The sequence below is a fragment of the Streptomyces sp. NPDC059874 genome (assembly GCF_042731135.1).
GTDB lineage: Bacteria > Actinomycetota > Actinomycetes > Streptomycetales > Streptomycetaceae > Streptomyces.
This window is the reverse complement of sequence record NZ_JBHWJY010000099.1, coordinates 1-23,107: the sequence shown is the minus strand read 5'-3', so window position 1 is coordinate 23,107 and position 23,107 is coordinate 1. Positions and strand designations below refer to the sequence as shown.

At 70.8% G+C, this 23,107-nt stretch carries 18 protein-coding genes; 10 read left to right on the top strand and 8 right to left on the bottom strand.

Annotated elements, in window-relative coordinates; genetic code table 11:
- The first annotated feature begins 1 nt into the window (after position 1).
- The gene (locus tag ACFV9H_RS36255) at positions 2-925 is read left to right on the top strand and encodes an ADP-ribosylglycohydrolase family protein (RefSeq protein ID WP_385407100.1); all 924 of its coding nucleotides are present in this window, start codon (positions 2-4) and stop codon (positions 923-925) included.
- Here the strand turns inward: ACFV9H_RS36255 and ACFV9H_RS36250 are convergent.
- Positions 884-1,879, bottom strand: a complete 996-nt coding sequence (locus ACFV9H_RS36250; protein WP_385407097.1) for a helix-turn-helix domain-containing protein — start codon at positions 1,877-1,879, stop codon at positions 884-886. The two genes, ACFV9H_RS36255 and ACFV9H_RS36250, sit on opposite strands and share 42 nt — an antisense overlap.
- A 439-nt stretch (positions 1,880-2,318) precedes the next feature.
- On the opposite strand from ACFV9H_RS36250, the gene ACFV9H_RS36245 reads away from it, so the two are divergent.
- From ACFV9H_RS36245 to glgB, 4 genes are all read left to right on the top strand, one after another.
- Positions 2,319-4,313: a maltotransferase domain-containing protein gene (locus tag ACFV9H_RS36245; protein ID WP_385407094.1), complete on the top strand. Its 1,995-nt coding sequence runs from the start codon at positions 2,319-2,321 to the stop codon at positions 4,311-4,313.
- Positions 4,310-6,019: a maltose alpha-D-glucosyltransferase gene (gene treS / locus ACFV9H_RS36240; protein ID WP_385407092.1), complete on the top strand. Its 1,710-nt coding sequence runs from the start codon at positions 4,310-4,312 to the stop codon at positions 6,017-6,019. Before ACFV9H_RS36245 ends, treS begins: the two co-directional genes overlap by 4 nt.
- 151 nt (positions 6,020-6,170) lie before the next feature.
- Positions 6,171-7,604: a maltokinase gene (locus ACFV9H_RS36235; protein WP_385407088.1), complete on the top strand. Its 1,434-nt coding sequence runs from the start codon at positions 6,171-6,173 to the stop codon at positions 7,602-7,604.
- Positions 7,601-9,895, top strand: a complete 2,295-nt coding sequence (glgB, locus tag ACFV9H_RS36230; RefSeq protein WP_385407085.1) for a 1,4-alpha-glucan branching enzyme — start codon at positions 7,601-7,603, stop codon at positions 9,893-9,895. The genes ACFV9H_RS36235 and glgB overlap by 4 nt, the downstream gene beginning before the upstream one ends.
- Here the strand turns inward: glgB and ACFV9H_RS36225 are convergent.
- Positions 9,885-10,238, bottom strand: coding sequence for a thioredoxin family protein (locus ACFV9H_RS36225; protein WP_385407082.1), 354 nt, complete (start codon positions 10,236-10,238; stop codon positions 9,885-9,887). The genes glgB and ACFV9H_RS36225 overlap by 11 nt on opposite strands.
- A 19-nt stretch (positions 10,239-10,257) precedes the next feature.
- Positions 10,258-10,650, bottom strand: a complete 393-nt coding sequence (locus tag ACFV9H_RS36220) for a MerR family transcriptional regulator (protein WP_385407079.1) — start codon at positions 10,648-10,650, stop codon at positions 10,258-10,260.
- Between the two features lie 312 nt (positions 10,651-10,962).
- Here ACFV9H_RS36220 and ACFV9H_RS36215 point away from each other — a divergent pair, with 312 nt between their 5' ends.
- Entirely contained in the window at positions 10,963-11,655 is a 693-nt protein-coding gene (locus ACFV9H_RS36215; protein ID WP_385407076.1) for a helix-turn-helix domain-containing protein, read from the top strand.
- A 110-nt stretch (positions 11,656-11,765) separates the two neighbouring features.
- Here ACFV9H_RS36215 and ACFV9H_RS36210 read toward each other — a convergent pair whose 3' ends face one another.
- Complete coding sequence (locus ACFV9H_RS36210; RefSeq protein WP_385407073.1) at positions 11,766-12,791, bottom strand: ATP-dependent 6-phosphofructokinase; 1,026 nt, start codon at positions 12,789-12,791, stop codon at positions 11,766-11,768.
- Between the two features lie 279 nt (positions 12,792-13,070).
- On the opposite strand from ACFV9H_RS36210, the gene pta reads away from it, so the two are divergent.
- The 3 genes from pta to pyk all read left to right on the top strand — a co-directional run bounded on the left by pta (position 13,071) and on the right by pyk (position 17,900).
- A complete protein-coding gene (gene pta / locus ACFV9H_RS36205; RefSeq protein ID WP_385407070.1) occupies positions 13,071-15,158 on the top strand; it encodes a phosphate acetyltransferase in 2,088 nt (695 codons plus the stop codon).
- 34 nt (positions 15,159-15,192) lie between these two features.
- Positions 15,193-16,407 (top strand): acetate kinase, encoded by a 1,215-nt coding sequence (locus tag ACFV9H_RS36200; protein ID WP_385407068.1) that lies wholly within the window; start codon positions 15,193-15,195, stop codon positions 16,405-16,407.
- Positions 16,408-16,469: 62 nt separating this feature from the next.
- A complete protein-coding gene (gene pyk, locus ACFV9H_RS36195; protein WP_385407065.1) occupies positions 16,470-17,900 on the top strand; it encodes a pyruvate kinase in 1,431 nt (476 codons plus the stop codon).
- Between the two features lie 125 nt (positions 17,901-18,025).
- Here pyk and ACFV9H_RS36190 read toward each other — a convergent pair whose 3' ends face one another.
- The 4 genes from ACFV9H_RS36190 to ACFV9H_RS36175 all read right to left on the bottom strand — a co-directional run bounded on the left by ACFV9H_RS36190 (position 18,026) and on the right by ACFV9H_RS36175 (position 22,188).
- The gene (locus ACFV9H_RS36190; protein WP_385407062.1) at positions 18,026-19,282 is read right to left on the bottom strand and encodes a hypothetical protein; all 1,257 of its coding nucleotides are present in this window, start codon (positions 19,280-19,282) and stop codon (positions 18,026-18,028) included.
- On the bottom strand, positions 19,272-19,850 hold the full coding sequence (locus ACFV9H_RS36185) for a DUF6114 domain-containing protein (protein ID WP_385407059.1): 579 nt from the start codon (positions 19,848-19,850) through the stop codon (positions 19,272-19,274). The genes ACFV9H_RS36190 and ACFV9H_RS36185 overlap by 11 nt, the downstream gene beginning before the upstream one ends.
- 111 nt (positions 19,851-19,961) lie before the next feature.
- Positions 19,962-20,603, bottom strand: a complete 642-nt coding sequence (locus tag ACFV9H_RS36180; RefSeq protein ID WP_385407056.1) for a DUF6230 family protein — start codon at positions 20,601-20,603, stop codon at positions 19,962-19,964.
- A gap of 583 nt (positions 20,604-21,186) precedes the next feature.
- Positions 21,187-22,188 carry a tetratricopeptide repeat protein gene (locus ACFV9H_RS36175; RefSeq protein WP_385407053.1) on the bottom strand — a complete coding sequence of 334 codons (1,002 nt, stop codon included), beginning with the start codon at positions 22,186-22,188 and terminating at the stop codon, positions 21,187-21,189.
- 259 nt (positions 22,189-22,447) lie between these two features.
- Between ACFV9H_RS36175 and ACFV9H_RS36170 the strand changes: the two genes are divergently transcribed.
- Positions 22,448-23,068 carry a TetR/AcrR family transcriptional regulator gene (locus tag ACFV9H_RS36170; RefSeq protein WP_385407050.1) on the top strand — a complete coding sequence of 207 codons (621 nt, stop codon included), beginning with the start codon at positions 22,448-22,450 and terminating at the stop codon, positions 23,066-23,068.
- Positions 23,069-23,107 lie beyond the last annotated feature (39 nt).

Genomic DNA, 23,107 nt, shown 5'->3' with positions numbered 1-23,107 from the left:
GATGAGCGCTGGAGTGGACGTGGCCCGGGACAGCCTTGAGGGGCTGGTGCTCGGGGATGCCTTCGGGCAGAGCTGGTTCGTGCGGGATGCCGAGGCCGGGGAGCGGTGGCCGGCCGGGCGGGTGCTGCGTTCGGGGCCGTGGAAGTGGACGGACGACGCGGCGATGGCGCTCGTGCTGTACGGGCACCTCACGCAGTACGGGGAGGTGCGTCAGGAGGAGTTGGCCCGCGACTTCGCCGCCGAGTACGCGCGCGATCCGTACCGCCAGTACGGGGCGTCGATGCACGAGGTGTTGGAGCGGATCGGGGCCGGGGAGGACTGGCGGGTCGTCACCGGGGAGCAGTTCGGCGGGCAGGGTTCGTGGGGCAACGGGGCGGCGATGCGGGTGGCTCCGCTCGGGGCCTGGTTCCACCGCGATCTCGACGCCGTGGTGGAGCAGGCCCGGCGCTCGGCCCTGGCCACGCACGCGCATCCGCAGGCCGTGGCCGGCGCGGTCGCCGTGGCGGTCGCGGCCGCGCTGGCGGCCTCCGGCCGGAGCGGCCCCGCGCCGCGGCGCCCCGGGTTCCTGCGGGAGGTGGCCGATCGGGTGCCGGAGGGGGAGGTCCGGGACCTGGTCCTGGTGGCGGCCGCGCTGCCCGCGGGGACGACGGTGCGGGAGGCCGCGGAGCGGCTCGGGTCGGGGTGGCGGATCTCGGCGCCGGACACGGTGCCGTTCGCCCTGTGGTGCGCCGCCGGGCAGCCGGACGATCTGCCCGAGGCGCTGTGGCGGACCCTGGAGGGGTGGGGCGACCGCGACACCACCTGCGCGATCGTGGGCGGTGTGGTCGCGGCCCGCACCGGCCTGTCCGCCGTGCCGACCGAGTGGCGTGAGAACGCCGAGCCGCTACGTCTGCGCGGCGCGGGCGGCCCTGGCCGCGGGCGCTGACGCCGCCGCGTACGCGCGCTGCTCGCTCGGGCTGATCCCGTACGCCTCGCGGAAGGCGCGGCTGAAGACGGCGGCGCTGCCGAAGCCCCAGCGGGCGGCGATGGCGCCGATGGGGCGGGTGAGCAGTTCGGGGCGGGAGAGGTCGGCGTGGCAGCGTTCGAGGCGGCGTAGCCGGATGGAGGCGGCGACGCTGTCCTCCTGGTCCTGGAACATCTGGTGCAGCCGGCGCACCGAGATGTGGTGGCGGTCGGCGATGAGCTGCGGGGTCAGGTCCGGGTCGCCGAGGTTGTGGTCGATGAAGGAGTTGATCCGCTCCATCAGGATCCTGCCGCGCGACTCGGAGGGAACGGCGTCGTAGGCGTCGCAGCGCTCGGCGAGGCAGGCGCTGATCAGGTCGAGGGCGACCCGGCCGAGCCGGGTCCGCTCGGCGGGCCCGCATTCGGCCGCATGCGTTTCCAGCGTGCTCATGAATCCGGCCAGTATCGCGCCCATGCCCGTCTCGCCGGAGATCCGCCGGGCGACCAGCCGGTCCGTCTTGTCGGCCGGGAGGGGCAGCTCGCTCCTGGGCAGCTGGACGACTATGTTCCGGATCGCCCGGTCCTCGCTCCGGGCCCCGGCGCCATTGGGGTGTGCGGTGCTGAGGAGCACCATGTCACCCGGGTTCAGCTCGGATGCGTTGCGGTTCTGCTCGATCCACATGGGGGATCCCGTGACGAGCGAGAACTGGTACCGCTCCGGGTCGTTCTGTCTGACCTGTGCGGGTGTACGTCGCGAATGACACGGGGTGCACTCGAAAGTGGACAGCACCACGGGGTCCAGATCGAGCGCCGCGGCCTCCGCCCGGAAGCCGCCGGCGGCCAGGGGTCCGTGGAGCTCGGTCGGCGCCAGCTCGTTGGCGACGATGTCGGCGAACCATTCGAACCTGTCCGCCGCCGGCACCACGGCCGAGGACATTTTCGACCACATCTTCCAAGACCCCCCGCAGGAACATCGGCCACTCCCGCCACTCGGGATGACAGGCCATTCTCTCCCGCCGGGCCCCCACGGTCGCTTCGGCGACACCGACTTGACGGAGCATCGGTGGATGTCGCCCCGGCACTTGGTATCGATCGCGCCAGTACGTACGAGTAGTTAACCAAGCACCCGGATTGGGCGGGCCGAGAGTGGGAAGGGCTCCCCGGGTACGCCGCGCCGCACGCGCGGCGCAAGCACGGCGCACCGCCCACAACCTCTCCCCGCCACCCGAGTGAACGCGGACAGGAGCGGCCATGCCCGCAGCCCAGCCGTCCGTTGAGCGGCTAGAAACAGAGCGAACAGAGCGTGCACTACCGGCCGTGACACCGGCCGGCCTGTTGTCACCGAGCCCTGCGAACTGCCCCCAGGTGATCCCATCATGATCGGTCGCATTCCCGTGCTGGACGTCCGCCCCGCCGTCGACTGCGGCGCCAGACCCGCCAAGGCGGTCGTGGACGAGGTCTTCGAGATTTCCGCCACCGTGTTCCGCGAGGGACACGACGCCCTCTCCGCCCATGTCGTGCTCCGCGATCCGAGCGGGCGGCTGCGACCGCCCGTGCCGCTGCACGAGCTCGCCCCCGGCACCGACCGGTGGGGGGCCCGGGTCTCCGCCGAGGTCGAGGGGAGGTGGACGTACACGGTCGAGGCGTGGAGCGACCCGGTGGCCACGTGGCGGGCGCACGCCGCCATCAAGATCCCCGCCGGGATCGACACCGGGCTGACCCTCCTCGAAGGCGCGGAGCTCTACACCCGGGCCGCCGCCAAGATTCCCAAGCGCGACGGCCGCGAGGCCGTGCTGGCCGCCGCCGAGCTCATGCGGGACGACGACCGTGATGCGGGCGCCCGGTACGCGGCCGCCCTCGACCCGGCCGTGGACGCCGCCCTCCGCAAGAAGCCGCTGCGCGAGCTGGTCACCGCCTCCAAGCCGCTGCCGCTGCTGATCGAGCGCAAGCGGGCGCTCTTCGGCTCCTGGTACGAGATGTTCCCGCGGTCGGAGGGGGCGGTGGTAGAGCCCGACGAGGCACCGGTCAGCGGAACCTTCCGGACGGCCGCCGAGCGGCTGCCCGCGATCGCCGCGATGGGCTTCGACGTGGTGTACCTGCCTCCCATCCACCCCATCGGGTCCACTTTCCGCAAGGGCCCGAACAACACGCTCTCCGCGGGGTGTTGGGATCCGGGGGTGCCCTGGGCCATCGGCTCCACCGAGGGCGGGCACGACGCCGTCCACCCCGACCTCGGCACCATCGAGGACTTCGACGCCTTCGTCGCGCGCGCCCGCGAGCTGCACCTGGAGATCGCGCTGGACTTCGCCCTCCAGTGCTCCCCCGACCACCCGTGGGTGGAGAAGCACCCGGAGTGGTTCCGCCACCGCGCCGACGGGACGATCGCGTACGCCGAGAACCCGCCGAAGAAGTACCAGGACATCTATCCGATCCACTTCGACACCGACATGGCCGGGATCGTCGAGGAGACGGTGCGGATCCTGCGGTACTGGATGGACCACGGCGTCCGGATCTTCCGAGTCGACAATCCGCACACCAAGCCGGTGGTCTTCTGGCAGAAGGTGATCGCGGACATCAACAAGTCCGACCCGGACGTCATCTTCCTGGCGGAGGCCTTCACCCGCCCGGCGATGATGCGCGCGCTCGCGTCCGTCGGCTTCCAGCAGTCGTACACGTACTTCACCTGGCGCAACACCAAGGCGGAGCTCACCGAGTACCTGACGGAGCTCGCCGACACCCCCTCGGCGTCGGTCATGCGGCCGAACTTCTTCGTGAACACCCCCGACATCCTTCACGAGTACCTCCAGAAGGGCGGCCGCCCCGCCTTCGAGGTGCGCGCGGTGCTCGCCGCCACCCTCTCCCCCGCCTGGGGGGTCTATGCCGGCTACGAGCTCTGCGAGAACGAGCCGGTGCGGGAGGGCAGCGAGGAGTACATGAACTCCGAGAAGTACGAGCTGCGGCCGCGCGACTGGGCCGCCGCCGACCGCGAGGGCCGCACCATCGCCCCGCTGATCACCTCCCTGAACCGGCTGCGCCGCCGCAACCCCGCGCTCCAGCAACTGCGCGACATCCACTTCCACTCGACCGACAACGAACAGGTGATCGCCTATTCGAAGCACGCCGGCGCCAATTCCGTACTGGTGGTCGTCAACCTCGATCCGCACCACACCCAGGAGGCGACGGTCTCGTTGGACATGCCGGTACTCGGCCTCGACTGGCACGGGTCCCTCGCGGTGCGCGACGAGCTCACCGGCGAGACCTATCACTGGGGCAGGGCGAACTACGTGCGCCTAGAGCCGGGCCGAACGCCCGCGCACGTACTGGCCGCTCTGCGACCGTCCCCGCCCACCGGAGGGTCACCCACCACATGATGATCAACGATCCCGTCCCCGACACCTTCGAGGACACCCCCGCCAAGGACCGCGATCCCGACTGGTTCAAGCGGGCCGTCTTCTACGAGGTCCTCGTCCGCTCCTTCCACGACAGCAACGGTGACGGTGTCGGGGACCTCAAGGGGCTCACCGCCAAACTGGACTACCTCCAGTGGCTCGGCGTCGACTGCCTGTGGCTGCCGCCGTTCTTCGCCTCACCCCTGCGCGACGGGGGCTACGACGTCTCCGACTACACCTCCGTACTGCCCGAGTTCGGCGACCTCGCCGACTTCGTGGAGTTCGTGGACGCCGCCCACCAGCGCGGCATGCGGGTGATCATCGACTTCGTGATGAACCACACGAGCGACCAGCACGAGTGGTTCCAGCAGTCCCGCAAGGACCCCGACGGCCCCTACGGCGACTACTACATGTGGGCCGACAACGACAAGCAGTACCAGGACGCCCGCATCATCTTCGTCGACACCGAGACGTCGAACTGGACGTACGACCCGGTACGCAAGCAGTACTACTGGCACCGCTTCTTCTCGCACCAGCCGGACCTCAACTTCGAGAACCCGGCCGTGCAGGAGGAGATCATCTCCGCCCTCCGCTTCTGGCTGGACCTCGGAATCGACGGCTTCCGCCTCGACGCCGTGCCCTACCTGTACGCGGAGGAGGGCACCAACTGCGAGAACCTGCCGCGCACCCACCAGCTCCTCAAGCGGGTCCGGGCGGAGATCGACGCGCACTACCCGGACACGGTGCTGCTCGCCGAGGCCAACCAGTGGCCCGAGGACGTCGTCGACTACTTCGGCGACTTCGCGAAGGGCGGGGACGAATGCCACATGGCCTTCCACTTCCCCGTCATGCCGCGCATCTTCATGGCCGTACGGAGGGAGTCCCGCTACCCGGTCTCCGAAATCCTGGCCAAGACCCCGGCCATCCCGGACCGCTGTCAGTGGGGCATCTTCCTGCGCAACCACGACGAGCTCACCCTCGAAATGGTCACGGACGAAGAGCGCGACTACATGTACGCCGAGTACGCCAAGGACCCGCGCATGCGGGCCAACATCGGCATCCGGCGCCGGCTCGCCCCGCTGCTGGACAACGACCGCAACCAGATGGAGCTGTTCACCGCCCTGCTGCTGTCGCTGCCCGGCTCGCCGGTGCTCTACTACGGCGACGAGATCGGCATGGGCGACAACATCTGGCTGGGCGACCGCGACGGCGTCCGCACGCCGATGCAGTGGACCCCGGACCGCAACGCCGGTTTCTCCTCCTGCGATCCGGGCAGGCTGAACCTGCCGGTCATCATGGACCCGGTCCACGGGTACCAGGTCACCAATGTCGAGGCGGCCATGGCGTCGCCCTCCTCACTGCTGCACTGGACCCGCCGGTTGATCGAGATCCGCAAGGCGAACCCGGCGTTCGGACTCGGCTCGTACACCGAACTGCCCTCGTCCAACCCGGCGGTGCTCGCGTTCCTGCGCGAGTTCGGGGACGACCTGGTGCTGTGCGTGCACAACTTCTCGCGTTTCGCGCAGCCCACCGAGCTGGATCTGCGGTCGTTCAACGGGCGGGTCCCGGTGGAGCTCACGGGTGACGTGCGCTTCCCGCCGATCGGCCAGTGGCCGTACCTGCTGACGCTGGCGGGACACGGCTTCTACTGGTTCCGGCTGCGGCCCGAACAGCGCGCCGAGCAGTAGCCGGGTACGGGGCGGGCAGCTCGAATGGGTCAATCGCCCGCCCCTGTACGGATCATCCTGACCCGACACCCCCACATACCGGAGAAGCAACTGCCGCACATCCGGGACACTCTGCGCATTCTGTGACGGCCCGGGGAAAGGACGCGACGCCATGTCGGAGGCTGCATCCGCCCGGAGTCGGCTGACCGCCGACCGGGCCGCCGGGATCGGCCCGCTGGAACCGATGTTGCGGGCCTGGCTGCCCGCCCAGCGCTGGTTCGCGGGCAAGGGCCGCGCCATCAGCAGGCTCAGGGCCGTATCGGCCGCCGAGCTGCTGCCGCCGGGCTCCACCCCCGGCCTGCTGCACGTACTCCTCGACGTCGACGGGGACTGCTACCAACTCCTCCTGGGCATCCGCCCCTCCCCGCTCCCGCCGGCCCTCGCGCCCGCCCTGATCGGGCACGCGGAGGACGGCCCGTACCGGGGCCGGGCGGTCTACGAGGCGTTGGGCGACCCGCGGCTCGCGGCGATGTTGCTGGAACGGTTGCGCTCCCCCGGCGTGCTCGGACCGCTGCGCTTCGACCGGGACCCGGGCGCGCCGATCCCGGCCGGGCTCACGCCCCGGCCGCTGTCCGGCGAGCAGACCAACTCCTCGCTGATCTACGGGGATTCGTTCATCCTGAAGGTGTTCCGCCGGGTCGGCCCGGGGGTCAATCCCGATCTGGAACTGCCCCGCGCGCTGGCCGCCGCCGGCTGCTCCCGCGTTCCGGCGCCGGTCGCCTGGTACGAGGCCGAACTGGCCGGCGGCGAGGCGCTCACCCTGGGCGTGCTCCAGCCGTACCTGCGGGGCTCCGACGACGGGTGGCAGCTGGCGCTGCGCCGGCTCGGCGCGGGGGCCGACTTCACCACCGAGGCGCACGCGCTGGGCCGGGCCACCGCCGAGGTGCACAGCGCGCTCGCCTCGGCCCTGCCCACGCTCGCGCTCGGCCCGGAGCAGACGGCCCGGCTGGCCGCCGGGATGACGGCGCGGCTGGCGGCCACCGCCCGGGAGGTGCCCGCGCTGCGGCCCTACGAGGCGGGGCTGCGCGGGGCCTTCGACGCGCTGGCCGCCTCCCGCGGCTCGGGGGTGCCGGCCCAGCGGATCCACGGGGACCTGCACCTGGGCCAGACCCTGCGCACCGTCGACGGGAGCTGGGCGCTGATCGACTTCGAGGGCGAGCCGGCCCGGCCGCTGGCGGACCGCCGCCGCCCGGAGCCTGCCGTCCGCGACATCGCGGGGATACTGCGCTCCTTCGACTACGCGGCCCGCTCGCACCGGCCCTTCGCCCCGGCCTGGGCGGACGACTGCCGGGCCGCCTTCTGCGAGGGCTACGCCCGCACCACCGGCCGCGACCCGCGCGAGGATCCCGTACTGCTGCGCGCGTACGAGACCGACAAGGCGGTGTACGAGGCCCGCTACGAGTCCCGGCACCGCCCCGACTGGCTGCACGTCCCGATGGCCGCGATCCGCCGGCTGTCCGAGCCGCAGCGTCCCGCCCACCGCATGCCCCCGCCCACCCCGGGCACCACCCCCCACCCGAAGCCCCCGAGGAGGCCGCTCGCGTGAGCGCCGCACGACAGCCGTCATCGACCGTCCGCGACGAAGCCGCCGCACCCGTCCCGGCGGCGGCGAAGAAGCCGGCCCGCGCCCCGCGGGCCCGCCGCGCCGCCCCGCCCCGCGGGGTCCGGCCGGCGCCCGCGCTCGGCGGGGAGGAACGGGCCCGGCTCCTGGAGGGCCGCCACCACGATCCGCACGCCGTGCTCGGCGCCCGTACCCAGCGGGGCGGGGTGGCCTTCCGCGTGCTGCGCCCCTACGCCAAGGCGGTGACCGTCCTCGCCAAGGGGCTGCGGACCGAGCTCTTCGACGAGGGCGACGGGCTGTTCTCCGGGCTGCTGCCGCTCACGGGGGTGCCGGACTACCGGCTGCTGGTCACGTACGACAGCGACGAGATCGAGGTGCACGACCCCTACCGGTTCCTGCCCGCGCTCGGCGAGCTGGACCTGCACCTGATCGGCGAGGGCCGGCACGAGCAGCTGTGGCAGGCGCTCGGCGCGGAGCCGATGGAGCACCAGGGCGTGACCGGCACCCGGTTCACGGTGTGGGCGCCGAACGCCCAGGGGGTCAGGGTCGCCGGGGACTTCTCGTACTGGGACTCCGTCGCCTACCCGATGCGCTCGCTGGGCTCCACGGGCGTGTGGGAGCTGTTCCTGCCGGGTGTGGGCCCCGGCGCCCTGTACAAGTACGACATCACGCGCCCCGACGGCAGCCACACCCTGCGCGCCGACCCGATGGCCCGGTCCGCGGAGGTGCCGCCGGCGAACGCCTCGGTGGTCACGGCCTCGCGGTACGTGTGGCAGGACGCGGAGTGGATGGCGACGCGCGGGTCCCGGCCCGCGCACCAGGCCCCCTTCTCGGTGTACGAGGTGCACCTGGCGTCCTGGCGGCCGGGGCTCTCGTACCGGCAGCTGGCGGAGCAGCTCCCGGCGTACGTGAAGGAGCTGGGCTTCACGCACGTGGAGCTGATGCCGGTCGCGGAGCATCCCTTCGGCGGCTCGTGGGGCTACCAGGTCACCGGTTTCTACGCGCCGACCTCGCGGATGGGCTCCCCCGACGACTTCCGCTTCCTGGTGGACGCGCTGCACCGGGCGGGGATCGGGGTGATCGTCGACTGGGTGCCCGCGCACTTCCCTCGGGACGACTGGGCGCTCGCGGAGTTCGACGGCCGGCCGCTGTACGAGCACCAGGACCCGCGCCGGGCCGCGCACCCGGACTGGGGGACGCTGGAGTTCGACTACGGCCGCAAGGAGGTCCGCAACTTCCTCGTCGCCAACGCCGTGTACTGGTGCGAGGAGTTCCATGTGGACGGGCTGCGCGTGGACGCGGTGGCCTCGATGCTCTACCTCGACTACTCGCGCTCCGAGGGCGAATGGTCGCCCAACGAGCACGGCGGGCGGGAGAACCTGGACGCGGTGGCGTTCCTCCAGGAGATGAACGCCACCGTGTACCGGCGCTGTCCGGGGGTGGTGACGATCGCGGAGGAGTCCACGGCCTGGGAGGGCGTGACCCGGCCGACGGACGCGGGCGGGCTGGGCTTCGGCCTGAAGTGGAACATGGGCTGGATGCACGACACCCTGCGCTACATGTCGAAGGAGTCGGTGCACCGCAAGTACCACCACCACGACATGACCTTCGGGATGATCTACGCCTTCAGCGAGAACTACGTGCTGCCGATCTCGCACGACGAGGTGGTGCACGGCAAGGGCTCGCTGGTGTCGAGGATGCCCGGCGGGGACTGGTGGCAGCGGCGGGCCGCGCACCGGGCGTACCTGGGCTTCATGTGGGCCCATCCGGGCAAGCAACTTCTGTTCATGGGACAGGAGTTCGCGCAGGGCTCGGAGTGGTCCGAGGTGTACGGGCCGGACTGGTGGCTGCTGGACGACTCCTACGCGGCGGCCGGCGACCACCGGGGCGTACGGAGCCTGGTGCGCGACCTGAACCGTACGTACACGGCGACACCCGCCCTGTGGGAGCGGGACACCGTGCCGGAGGGCTTCGCCTGGGTGGAGGCCGACGCCGCGGAGGACAACGTCTTCGCCTTCCTGCGGTACGCGCAGGACGGCTCGCAGCTCCTGGCCGTGTCGAACTTCTCCCCGGTGGTCCGGCACGGCTACCGGATCGGCGTGCCGGAGGAAGTGCCGCTGTGGCGGGAGGTGCTCAACACCGACCAGGAGCCCTACGGCGGCAGCGGCGTGCACCACGCGCGGCCGCTGCGGCCCGAGCCGGTGCCGGCGCAGGGGCGCCCGGCCAGCCTGCGCCTGACGCTCCCCCCGCTGGCGACCCTCTGGCTCAGGCCGTAACGGCCGCGGCGAGCTCGTCCTCCAGCTCTTGGAGCAGCTTGCGCTTGGCGCGCAGGCCGACCATCTGCTTGACGGGCTCGCCGTCGCGGAAGACGAGCATGGTCGGCATGGACAGCACCCCGTACCGGGCGACGGATGCGGGGTTGCCGTCCACGTCGATCTGTACGACCTTGAGCCGCTCGGCCTCCTCGGCGGCCACGGCGGAGAGCACGGGCGCGAGCTGCCGGCACGGCGGGCACCAGTCGGCGGTGAACTCCACGAGGACGGGCCGCCCCCGCTCTCCGAGCACCTCGGCGTCGAAGTCGGCGTCGGTCACCTCGGGCACACCCTGGGCGTGGGTCATGTCGTTTCCCCTCTCGTCCTCACGTGGTCATCTCGCAGCGCGGCACGGCGTCCTCGCCGGCGGCGGCCTCGGCCTCGGCCAGTTGCCGGGCGACCTGCTCCCGTACGTCGGCCAGCTGCCCGATCAGCGCGTCCATCTCGGCGAGCTTGCGCCGGTAGACGGCCAGCGAGGCCGGGCAGGAGTCCCCGGCGGGGTGCCCGGCCCGCAGGCAGTCCACGAACGGCCGGGTCTCCTCCAGCTCGAAGCCGAAGTCCTGGAGCATCCGGATCTGGCGCAGCAGCCGCAGGTCGTCCTCGTCGTAGGTGCGGTAGCCGTTGCCGGTGCGCCGCGCGGGCAGCAGCCCGCGGGACTCGTAGTAACGCAGGGTCCGCGTGCTGGTCCCGGCCCGCTCCGCCAGTTCGCCGATTCGCATGTCCCGACGCTAGTCCTTGACGCCGACGTCAAGGCAAGGAAGTGCTGCGGGGCCCTCGCCACCCCCGTATGCGAGGGCCCCGACAGGGAGCACGTACGGGAAGGGACTGCGGTTCACCTGTGAGGAGGATGTGATGACTCTTGCGCCCTCGGGCTTTGGCTGGAACCTTGTGGGTAAGTCGATCTTCGAGTGCACCGATTACCGGACAGTCGCCTCGCAACCCGCGAAAATCCCTTAACTCCGTAGGACTTTCCTACGAGTTATGGGCTTGTTTGTTTGGTCTGTAGGCGCCGCCGCCTGGCCACTTCTACGGTGTGCCGTGTGCACTCCAGCCCACCTTTCAATGCCCCCGCCGCGCGCCGCCTGCGCGCGGCCCTGGGCATGGCACCCGGTCACGTCGCCTACGGCCTTCACGCCCAGTACGGACTCGTCGTCGCGCCCGAGACCGTGATGGCCTGGGAGCGTGGCGAGATATCGCCCACGTCCGCCGAGCTCACCGCGCTCGCGGGCGTCCTGTGGTGCTCTCCCGGGGAGCTGCTCGCCGAGCCGGTCACCCTGCGGGAACACCGCATGGCCCGCGGGCTCGCCCCCGAGGAGCTGGCCCGGCGGGTCGGTGTGGAGCCGGGTGCCTACCAGAAGATGGAGGACACCGGGCGCTGGAAGGGCAACGAGCGGCAGTCCGCCGCGCTGGCGACGGTGCTGGGGCTGACACTGGCCCAGTTCGTGACGGCGACCGGCAAGAACGAGGAGCTGGCCGACGTCCTGCGCAGTGCGGTGACCACGCGCTGGCAGGCGTACGTGAAACCGCTGGGCAAACTGCTGCCGATCCCCAAGGTCCACTTGGAGCGGGTGCTGGAGCAGTTGCACGGGGAGTACCAGTCGCGGATGGTCGCGACGCTCAGCTGGGGCGGCGGCGTGGGCGAGGCCGGCACCGGGGACTCGGGGCGGGAGTTCCTCGCCGAGATCGTGGAGCGGTTCTGGTACCTCGCGGGCGGTGCGTCTTAGGACACACGTGGTCCTGTGCGAACGGCCCCGGGCCGTCCTGGAGAGGGACGGAACCGGGGCCGTTCGGCGGTTCGAGTGGGGGCGAAGGTCCCGCCCCCGCCGCGAAGGGCTCAGAAGACCGACTCGGCCTCGTACATGCGGTCCTCGGGGACCGTCTTGAGTTCGGTGACGGCGGAGGCCAGCGGGGCCATCACGATGTCGGTGCCGCGCAGGGCGGTCATGTTGCCGAAGTCGCCGCGGTGGACGGCCTCGACGGCGTGCCAGCCGAAGCGGGTCGCGAGGACGCGGTCGTAGGCGGTGGGGGTGCCGCCGCGCTGGACGTGGCCGAGGATGACGGGGCGGGCCTCCTTGCCCAGGCGCCGCTCCAGTTCGACGGCGAGGCGGTTGCCGATGCCGGCGAAGCGCTCGTGGCCGTAGGCGTCGATCGCGCCCTTCTCGTACGGCATGGAGCCCTCGGCCGGGTGCGCGCCCTCGGCGATGCAGACGACGGCGAACTTCTTGCCGCGGGCGAACCGTTCCTCCACCATCTTCACCAGGGCGTCCACCTCGAACGGGCGCTCCGGCAGGCAGATCCCGTGGGCGCCGCCGGCCATGCCGGACTCCAGGGCGATCCAGCCGGCGTGGCGGCCCATGACCTCGACGACCATCACGCGCTGGTGCGATTCGGCGGTGGTCTTCAGGCGGTCGATGGCCTCGGTGGCGACCATGACGGCGGTGTCGAAGCCGAAGGTGCGGTCGGTGGAGGAGATGTCGTTGTCGATGGTCTTCGGCACGCCGACCACCGGCATTCCGGCGTCCGACAGCATCCGGGCGGCGGTCAGGGTGCCCTCGCCGCCGATCGGGATGAGCGCGTCGATGCCGTAGCGCTTCGCCAGCTCCTGGGCGTTCTCGGCGGCCTCGTGGAGGCGGGCGCGCTCCATGCGCGCCGAACCGAGGATGGTGCCGCCTCGGGCGAGGATGCCACTGACGGCATTGATGTCGAGGGGGCGGAAGTGGCCGTCGAGGAGGCCCTTGAAGCCGTCCTCGAAACCGATGACCTCGTCCCCGTGACCGACCAGGGCGCGGTGTACGACCGACCGGATGACAGCGTTGAGGCCCGGACAGTCGCCGCCTGCGGTGAGAACTCCGATACGCATCGTGCTGTGTCTCCTGCTCCTGGTCGCACCTGGCCGTTGGCGTGGGTCGCACGCGGCCGGCCGGCCGTACATCTGAAGGGCGTATTGATGAAGCGTGTCCGATTGTTCCACGGGCACGGGGTGGGGCGCGCTCTGTGCTGCTCCGCCCCGAAGGCCTTTCGACCCCCCGGACAGGCCCAATTCCCGGCGGGCGTCTTATCCGCCCGCAGCGGTATCGTCAAGAGGGCAAGCCCGCACCAACCGGGTCAATCGACTCCACCATGGAACGGAGATTCACGCGTGACGCGCAGCGTGTACGTGACCGGCATCGAGCGGGGTGACGGCCGGCAGGTCGTCGAGCTGGGGATCATGGAGCTCCTGACCCGGCAGACGGGGCGCGTGGGCGTCTACCGTCCGCTGCTCCACGACGGACCCGACCGGCTCTTCGACCTCCTCAAGGCCCGCTACCGGATAGACCAGGACGCGGCGACGGCCTACGGCATGGAGTACCAGGAGGCCTCGGCGATCCTGGCGGAGAAGGGCACCGACGAGCTGGTCTCGCGGCTGGTCGACCGCTTCCACCGGGTGGCCCGCGACTACGAGGTCATGCTCGTCCTCGGCACGGACTACGCGGACACCAACCTCCCCGACGAACTGGCCCTCAACGCCCGTCTGGCCAACGAGCTGGGCGCGGTGGTCGTTCCCGTGGTGGGCGGCACCAAGCACGCCCCCGAGGCCGTGCGCGCCGAGGCCCAGAGCGCCTTCCGCGCCTACGAGAGCCTGGGCTGCCACGTCGTCGCGATGGTCGTCAACCGGGTGGCCCCCGAGGACCGTGACCCCATAGCCGAGCGCCTCGCCGCCCGGCTCCCCGTGCCCTGCTACGTACTGCCGGACGACAAGTCGCTGTCCGCCCCGACCGTCGCCCAGATCACCCGGGCGCTCGGCGGCGAGGTGCTCCTCGGCGACGAGGCCGGACTGGCCCGCGACGCGCTGGACTTCGTCTTCGGCGGCGCCATGCTGCCGAACTTCCTGAACGCCCTGACGCCGGGCTGCCTGGTCGTCACCCCGGGGGACCGCTCGGACCTGGTCGTCGGCGCGTTGGCCGCGCACACCTCGGGCACTCCGCCGATCGCCGGTGTGCTGCTGACGCTGAACGAGCGCCCGACGAAGGACATCCTGACGCTGGCCTCGAAGCTCGCGCCGGGCACCCCGGTCGTCTCGGTGGCCGGCAACAGCTTCCCGACCGCCGCCGAACTCTTCGCGCTGCAGAGCCGGTTGAACTCGGCGACCCCGCGCAAGCTGGAGACCGCGCTCGGCCTGTTCGAGCGTCACGTGGACACCGCCGAGCTGCGCGGCCTGCTGTCGGTGGCCCGCTCGGAGCGCGTCACCCCGATGATGTTCGAGCACGAGCTGCTGGAGCGGGCCCGTTCCGAGAGGCGCCGGGTCGTCCTGCCCGAGGGCACCGAGGAGCGCGTGCTGCGCGCCGCGGACGTGGTGCTGCGCCGGGGGGTCTGCGACCTGACCCTGCTGGGCGAGGAGCAGGCCATCCTGAAGAAGGCCGCCGACCTGGGCATCGACATCTCCTCCGCGCAGCTGATCGACCCGGCGACCTCCCCCCTGCGGGAACGATTCTCCGAGTACTACGCCAAGGTCCGCGCCCACAAGGGCATGACCGTCGAGCTGGCCAACGACGTGGTCACCGACGTCAATTACTTCGGCACCCTGATGGTCCAGGAGGGCCTGGCCGACGGCATGGTCTCCGGCTCGGTGCACTCCACCGCCGCGACCATCCGCCCCGCCTTCGAGATCATCAAGACCAAGCCCGAGGCCTCGATCGTCTCCTCGGTCTTCTTCATGTGCCTGGCCGACCAGGTCCTCGTCTACGGGGACTGCGCGGTCAATCCGGACCCGAACGCCGAGCAGCTCGCGGACATCGCCGTCCAGTCGGCCGCCACCGCCGCCGCCTTCGGCGTCGAGCCGCGGATCGCGATGCTCTCGTACTCGACGGGCACCTCCGGTTCCGGAGCCGACGTGGACAAGGTCCGCAAGGCCACCGAGATCGTCCGCGATCAGCGCCCCGATCTGCTGATCGAGGGTCCGATCCAGTACGACGCGGCCGTGGAGCCCTCGGTCGCCGCGACCAAGCTGCCCGAGTCCGAGGTGGCCGGCCGCGCGACGGTGCTGATCTTCCCCGACCTCAACACGGGCAACAACACGTACAAGGCCGTGCAGCGCTCGGCGGGCGCCGTCGCGGTCGGCCCGGTCCTCCAGGGCCTGCGCAAGCCGGTCAACGACCTCTCGCGCGGGGCGCTCGTCCAGGACATCGTCACCACCGTGGCGATCACCGCGATCCAGGCGCAGTCCCAGCCCCTGCCGCAGGCCAAGTAATCCCCCACCGCACTCGAAGGAAAGACCCCTCACCGTGACCGCATCGCGCGTACTCGTCCTCAACTCCGGCTCCTCGTCGGTGAAGTACCAGCTGCTCGACATGGCGGACTCCACCCGCCTGGCGGTCGGCCTGGTGGAGCGCATCGGGGAAGGGACCTCCCGCCTCGTGCACGAGCCGCTGACCGGTCCCGGCGCGGCGGGCGGCAAGAGGGAGCGGCTCGGCCCGATCGCCGATCACGAGGCCGCGCTGAAGGCCGTCGCCGCCGAGCTGGCCGCGGACGGGCTGGGCCTGGACTCCCCCGAACTGGCCGCTGTGGGGCACCGGGTGGTGCACGGCGGGACGCGCTTCACCCAGCCGACGGTGATCGACGACGAGGTGCTGGCGGAGATCCGCAGCCTGATCCCGCTCGCGCCGCTGCACAATCCGGCGAACGTGACGGGCATCGAGGTGGCGCGCTCGCTGCGCGCCGACATCCCGCAGGTGGCCGTCTTCGACACGGCGTTCCACTCGACGATGCCGGAGTACGTGGCCCGGTACGCGATCGACGCCGCGACGGCCGACAAGTACGCCATCCGGCGGTACGGGTTCCACGGGACCTCGCACGCCTACGTCTCGCGGGCGACGGCCGCGCTGCTCGGCAAGGCGGCCTCGGACGTGAACGTGATCGTCCTCCACCTGGGCAACGGCGCCTCCGCCTCGGCGGTCCGCGGCGGGGTGTGCGTGGAGACCTCCATGGGGCTGACCCCGCTGGAGGGTCTGGTCATGGGCACCCGTTCGGGCGACCTCGATCCGGCGGTCATCTTCCACCTGGCACGGGTGGGCGGCCTCTCGGTGGATGAGATCGATTCGCTCCTGAACAAGAAGAGCGGTCTGCTGGGCCTGTGCGGCGACAACGACATGCGCGAGGTGCAGCGGCGGGCGGAGGAGGGCGACGCCTCGGCGCAGCTCGCGCTGGCCTCGTACGTCCACCGGCTGAAGAAGTACATCGGCGCCTACTCGGCGGTGCTGGGCCGGGTGGACGCGGTCGTGTTCACCGCCGGGGTCGGGGAGAACTCCTCCTCGATCCGGGAGGCGGCCGTGGAGGGTCTGGCCGAGCTGGGCCTGGCGCTGGACCTGGAGGCCAACGCGGTGCGCTCCCCCGAGCCGCGGCTGGTCTCGGCGGACTATGCCCGGGTGGCCGTGGCCGTGGTCCCGACTGATGAGGAACTGGAGATCGCCGCCCAGGCGTACGCGCTGGTTACTCACTAGTCACTTGGACTTTCCGCCAGACGGAATATTCCGCTACGAAACAAACCGATAGGATCCGCTCCATGCGCCGTTCCAAAATCGTCTGCACGCTGGGCCCCGCCGTCGACTCGTATGAGCAGCTGAAAGCGCTCATCGAGGCAGGCATGAACGTGGCCCGATTCAACTTCAGCCACGGATCCCAGGCAGAACACCAGGAGCGGTACGACCGCGTCCGGCAGGTCTCCGAGGACACCGGGCGTGCCGTCGGCGTCCTCGCCGACCTCCAGGGCCCGAAGATCCGTCTGGAGACCTTCGCCGAGGGTCCCGTCGAGCTGGTGCGCGGTGACGAGTTCACCATCACCACCGAGGACGTCCCGGGTGACAAGTCCATCTGCGGCACCACCTACAAGGGCCTGCCCGGCGACGTCGCCAAGGGTGACCAGGTCCTGATCAACGACGGCAACGTCGAGCTCCGGGTGACCGAGGTCGAGGGCCCGCGGGTCAAGACCATCGTCATCGAGGGCGGTGTCATCTCGGACCACAAGGGCATCAACCTGCCGGGTGCCGCCGTCAACGTCCCCGCGCTGTCGGAGAAGGACGTCGACGACCTCCGCTTCGCCCTCCGGATGGGCTGCGACATGGTCGCCCTGTCCTTCGTCCGCGACGCCAACGACGTCAAGGACGTCCACAAGGTCATGGACGAGGAGGGCCGCCGGGTCCCCGTCATCGCCAAGGTGGAGAAGCCGCAGGCCGTCGAGAACATGGCGGCCGTGGTCGACGCCTTCGACGCGGTCATGGTGGCCCGTGGCGACCTGGCCGTCGAGTACCCGCTCGAGAAGGTCCCGATGGTCCAGAAGCGGCTCATCGAGATGTGCCGCCGCAACGCCAAGCCGGTGATCGTCGCGACCCAGATGATGGAGTCGATGATCACCAACTCCCGCCCGACCCGCGCGGAGGCCTCCGACGTCGCCAACGCGATCCTCGACGGCGCGGACGCGGTCATGCTGTCGGCCGAGTCCTCGGTGGGCGCCTACCCGATCGAGACCGTCAAGACGATGTCGAAGATCGTCGCGGCGGCCGAGGAGGAGCTCCTCTCCAAGGGCCTGCAGCCGCTGGTCCCGGGCAAGAAGCCGCGCACCCAGGGCGGCTCCGTCGCCCGCGCGGCCTGCGAGATCGCGGAGTTCCTCGACGGCAAGGCGCTCATCGCCTTCACCCAGTCCGGTGACACCGCCCGCCGGCTGTCGCGCTACCGCGCCACGCAGCCGATCCTGGCCTTCACCACCGACCCGCACACCCGCAACCAGCTCACGCTGAGCTGGGGCGTCGAGTCCTACATCGTCCCGCACGTGGACACCACCGACGCGATGGTCGACCTGGTGGACGGCGAGCTGCTCAAGCTGGGCCGCAACAACGAGGGCGACACCGTGATCATCACGGCCGGCTCGCCCCCCGGCGTCCCGGGCACCACCAACATGGTCCGGGTGCACCACCTGGGCGGCGGCGAGCGCGACTGATCGCGCGGCACCGCCTACTCCGCTGAACTCTGCCGCACAGAGGCCGAGGGCGGCACCCCGATCGGATCGGGGTGCCGCCCTCGGCGTTTTCGCATGTCCTGCGGAGCTGCGGAGCCACTCCTGAGCTACTCCGGCGGGCCGATGTAGTTCTTCAGGCCCGGAACCGTCAGTGTGCCGCCGAACTGGCCGGCCTGGACGACCTTGACGTTCGTGAAGAACGCGAAGGGGACGTTCAGCGGCGGCGGGCTGTTCGGGGTGAACTCGATCGGGATCAGACCGAAGAGGTTGCCCTTGAGGCTCTCGGTGTACATCGTCACCGTGCCGCCGCGGATCTTGGACGTGGAGCCCGGGCGCGACTTCAGGTGGGCGACGTTCCCGCCCTTGCCGACCGTCTGGTACAGGTCCTTGATGTCCACCGAGTCCGCGGTGAACTTCAGGACCTTCTTGGTCTTGCCGCCGGCCGTCTTCACCTCGACGATGCCGTGGTAGTCCAGGCCGTAGAGGGTCAGCAGCGAGCTGTCGAGGTACCAGGGCTCGTCCGGCAGGAGGGGGACGTTCTCCTCCAGCTCGGCGTCGGCCAGGGCCTTGGCGTCGTAGGTCGGGCAGGGGAAGGGTTCCTTCCCCTCCGCGTCCTTCTTGTCCTCGTCCTTGGCCTTGTCGGCCGCCTTGCCCGTCTCGTCCTTCGGGGTCTCGGCGGTGTCCTTGACCTCGTCGGACAGCTCCTCGACCTTGACGCCCGCCGTCTTCGCCGCGTCGCGGATGGCGTCCGCGGCCGGGTCCGGCGCCTTCGTCGGGGCCTTGGTCGGGGTCGTGGACGGGGTCGTGGACGGCGTGGGCGTGGACGGCGTGGGCGCGGGGGTCGTCAGGGGCTTGGTGAGCCCGTCGACGAGGCCCTTGAGCGCGTCTCCGACACCCAGCGGGTCCAGCGGGTTGGTGGTCTTGGTCGGCGTGGGCTCCGCGGCCGCGGGGGCCGCCGGCTTGTCGGTCGTGGACTTGCTCGCCGTCGGGGCCGGGGTCGTCGTCCCGCTCGGCTTCGGCTTCGCCGAGGCGGAGGGCGAGGGGCTCGTCGTGGCCGACGCGCTCGGCGAAGGCGACTTCGAAGGCGACGGCGACTTCGACTCGGACTCCGCCGGATCGTCGGACCGCGTCACGCACGGACCGGGCGCGAAGGGGATGTCCTTGTCGTCGGCCACGGCCAGCTTGGGCGCCATGCCCATCCCGACGAACACGGCCGTCGGCATCGCCGCCAGCGCCATCGTCTTGCCGACGGGTATCTGGAGCTTGTTCAGCAGCGACTTCCTGGGGGCCGCGTGCCGCGGACCCTTGATCTCACGGGACTCTGCGCCTGGGGCCACGCCCCGCTGCGTCTCGTCACCCCGCACTGTTCCTCCCGCCATCGGCGTGGGCAGTCGTCTCGCTCGCGTGTGCCGGAGTTTCCATTTCGCGCTGTCCCGGGACGCCCTGGGGGCCTGCCGCGAACTCCGCCTTGGCCATGTCGATTCCGGCGGCCGGACGCCGGTCCGCGGGCTCCTCTTCCGCCGGCTGCCCCGGCGCCCACGACAGCGCGAGGGCGCCGCCGATCATGGCGGGGACCAAGCCGAGGCCGAAGCCGCCCAGGTTGGAGACCGGGATCGACACGATGGCCAGCAGGATCGCGGCGACTCCGGCGAAGACGCGGATGGCCTGCTGGAACCACAGGGCCAGGCCGAGCGTGATCAGCAGTACGCCGATGATCAGCGCGCCGGCGCCACCCGTGGTGGCCATCGCGAGGGTGATATTGCCGAGCCGGAGGTCCGCGTACGGGAAGTACGCGATCGGGAAGCCGCTGACGAACGTGAACAGCCCGGCCCAGAAGGGACGGCGCCCGCGCCAGGCGTGGAAGTGGTACCACACCACGGTGAGCCAGGCGTCGTCTTCGGCGCGAACGTAAACCGGGGCCTGGGGGTTCATGGACAACAGCTCCCTGGAAACGGTGGTACGGAGAATCTGTGGAGCCCGGACGGGGCGGACGGCGACGACTGACGCCGCCGACCGCCCCTCCGGTCGCTCAACCGGGACTGATTACTTCTCGTCCTGGTAGCACGGCTGGTCGCCGCCGAGCAGGCGCAGCTTCAGGTCGGGAAGCTTGAACGTGCCCGCCGTGGTCGCCCACGCCTTCTGGCGCACGTTCGTCAGGACCGCCTTCTCGGCGCGCTGCGAGAACGCGTACGGGCTGGAGACCGTACCCGGCTGCGGCTTCATCACGTGGCTCTTGTCGCCGACCGCGACGCCGATGTCGATGTTCTTGAACTCGGCGTCGGTGTCGAGCTCGGCAACATCCAGGTAGATGTTGTCGGCGACGGCGGGCTTGCCCTTGTGACCGGTGCGCAGCTGCAGCGTGACGTTGCCGAACGGCGTCGGGGTCACCAGCGACTGGCACATGTTGGTGATCTCGGCGTGGCTGAACCCGGAGATGGTGACCGGGTGGTGCTTGGCCTCGCCCGTCTTGAGGTCGTGACCCTCGGCGACACCGCCGTACTGGATGAGGTTGTCACCGTCGAGCTTGTCGGCCGAGACCTTGAAGTCCTGGCCGGAGACGCTGAAGGACGCCGCGAGGGCACCCTGCGCCAGACCCACACCGACCGCGGCCGTGGCCGCGATGCTCGGCACCATGACGAGCGCGAAGCGCTTCCATCTGGTCCCGCCACGAACCTGAGAACTCATTTCGTTCCTCCTTCTCGGACGTACATCTCCGGTCCGGGCCGTGCCCGTCCTGGGATGGGAGAAGTGCTACGTCCTCGGGAAGGAGCGCAGGCGGCCCGGCCGCGGCTGTGCCACGTCCGAAACACCGGCGATCACCCCCGAGCGACAACCACTGGGCCACGCGTTCGCGCAACCTGGAGGACAGGCCCCACCGTGTGGCAGGAACCCCCCTGTCCAACGGCCGGTGCCACTGCCACCGGCCGGCTCGGTGGGGACCCTTCACCGCGGCTCCGAGTGAGCGGCTCTGCGGGAAGGACCGAGCGTCGCCGATCGTGGTCCATTCCCGGCCGGGGCACAAGGGGGTTCGTTACTGGCGGGTAACGGCCAGATAACCTGAGTACGACCCCCTGCCGTCGGGTGGCGACACAGGGTGTCACCGAAGGCCACGACAGAAGGGCGGAAGAGTGAACACTCCGGACAGTTCACGGGGTTCGACTTACTGCGAGTAACAGCGGCCGCGATTGCCAAGTTTTGGCAAAGTGCGGCCGCTGTTTATCTCTGTGTCAACAAATCGTCGGCTCTTCGAGCCCGCGCCGGACCGGTACTAGAACAGCACCCGGGCCAGCGCCGTACGCGCCGCCGTCACCCGCGGGTCGTCCGCGCCGATGACCTCGAACAGCTCCAGCAGCCGCAGCCGTACGGCGTCCCGATCCTCACCGAACGTCACCCGCACGGTGTCCACCAGGCGCCCGAAGGCGTCCTCCACGTGACCGCCGACCAGGTCGAGGTCGGCCGCGGCGATCTGCGCCGCCGGGTCGCGCGGGTTCTCGGCGGCCGCGGCGCGCACCGCCTGCGGGTTCATGTCCCGGACGCGGGCGAGGAGCTCGGCCTGCGCCAGGCCCAGCTTGGCCTCGGTGTTGCCCGGGTCGTCCGCCAGTACGTTCTTGTACGCCTGCACGGCGCCGCCCAGGTCACCGGCGTCGAGCGCGACGACGGCCGCTTCCAGCAGCGCGTCGTACGGACCGGCCGCGGCCTCGGTCTCGGTGGCGGCGGCCGGAGCGGCCTCCGCGTTCGGGTCCACCTCGATGCCGATGATCCCGAAGCGCTCCTCGGCGACCTGGACCAGCTGGGCGAGGGTCTCGCGGATCTGCTGCTCGGGGGCCACGCCCTGGAACAGCGGCAGCACCTGGCCGGCGACCACGGCGAAGACGGCCGGGATGCCCTGGATGCCGAACTGCTGCATCAGCATCTGGTTGGCGTCGACGTCCACCTTGGCCAGCACGAGGCGGCCGTTCGCCTCGACGGTCAGCCGCTCCAGGAGGGGGCTGAGCTGCTTGCACGGCTCGCACCACTCGGCCCAGAAGTCCAGGACGACCGGAACCTCTGCGGAAAGCTGGAGCACATCGCGTTCGAACCCGGCCTCGTCTACGTCGATGACGAGCGCGGACGGCGGTACGGCGCCGGCGGCCGGGCCGCTGCCACCGCCCTGACCGGCCTGGCGGGCCGCTTCGGCGCGGGCCTGCTCGGCCTTGGCCTTGGCCTCGCCGGCCGCCTTCACCGCGGCGAGGTCGACGACGCCGCTCATGGACATGTTTCTGGGCTGCATGCGTACATCCTCCCCCGTATGCGCGCGCCGACGAAAAAGATCGCGTGAATTGGCCGTAGTGCCACTGTGGCGCGATCGCAATGCGGTCGATCTTGGGCGGCGCCGGGTCCCCACCTGGCGCCCTGTAGCTCTTCGCGTGGTTGTCGCTCTTACGCTACGAGCCGTAGCGTAACTCCTGAAGACCCCGCGGCGCCCCGTGATTTGAAGCACAGCCCTTCGGGACCCGATCGTTCCGCTACTGACGGGTATGGTCTCGGCCATGCGCAACCCCAGCCCCGGCCGAACCGGCCGCCCCCGCAGCGCCGCAGCGGACGCGGCCATCCTGGCCGCCACGCGGGACGCGCTGGTCGATCTGGGCTGGTCGAAGCTGACGATGGGCGACGTCTCGGCCCGGGCCGGCGTCGCCAAGACCACCCTCTACCGGCGCTGGGCGGGCAAGAACGAGCTGGTCGTGGACGCGGTGGCGGAGCTCTTCGACTCCCTGGAGCTGCCGGACCGCGGCTCCCTCGAAGCCGACATCGAGTACGTGGTGCTCCAGTTCGCCGACCTGCTGCGGCGCCCGGAGGCCCGGACCGCGCTGATGGCGGTCGTCGCCGAGTCCACCCGGGACGACGCCCTGCGCGACCGGATCCGGTCGGCCATCGTCGATCGGCAGAAACGTCTCGTCGTACTGGGTCGCGAACGGGCCCAGGCCCGCGGCGAACTCCCGAAGGAGGAGGACGAGTCCCTCGCCGGCCACTCCACGGACCTGATCTTCGACGTGATCGCGGGCACGGTCGTGCATCGTGCGCTGGTCAGCTCGGAACCGGTGGACGAATTGTGGGTCGGCATGTTCACGACCCTTCTGATGCACGGCCTGCGCGGCCCGGCGGAGGCGTGACGCCGGCACCGCGATGGCGCCGGCGGGGCTGAATTTCAG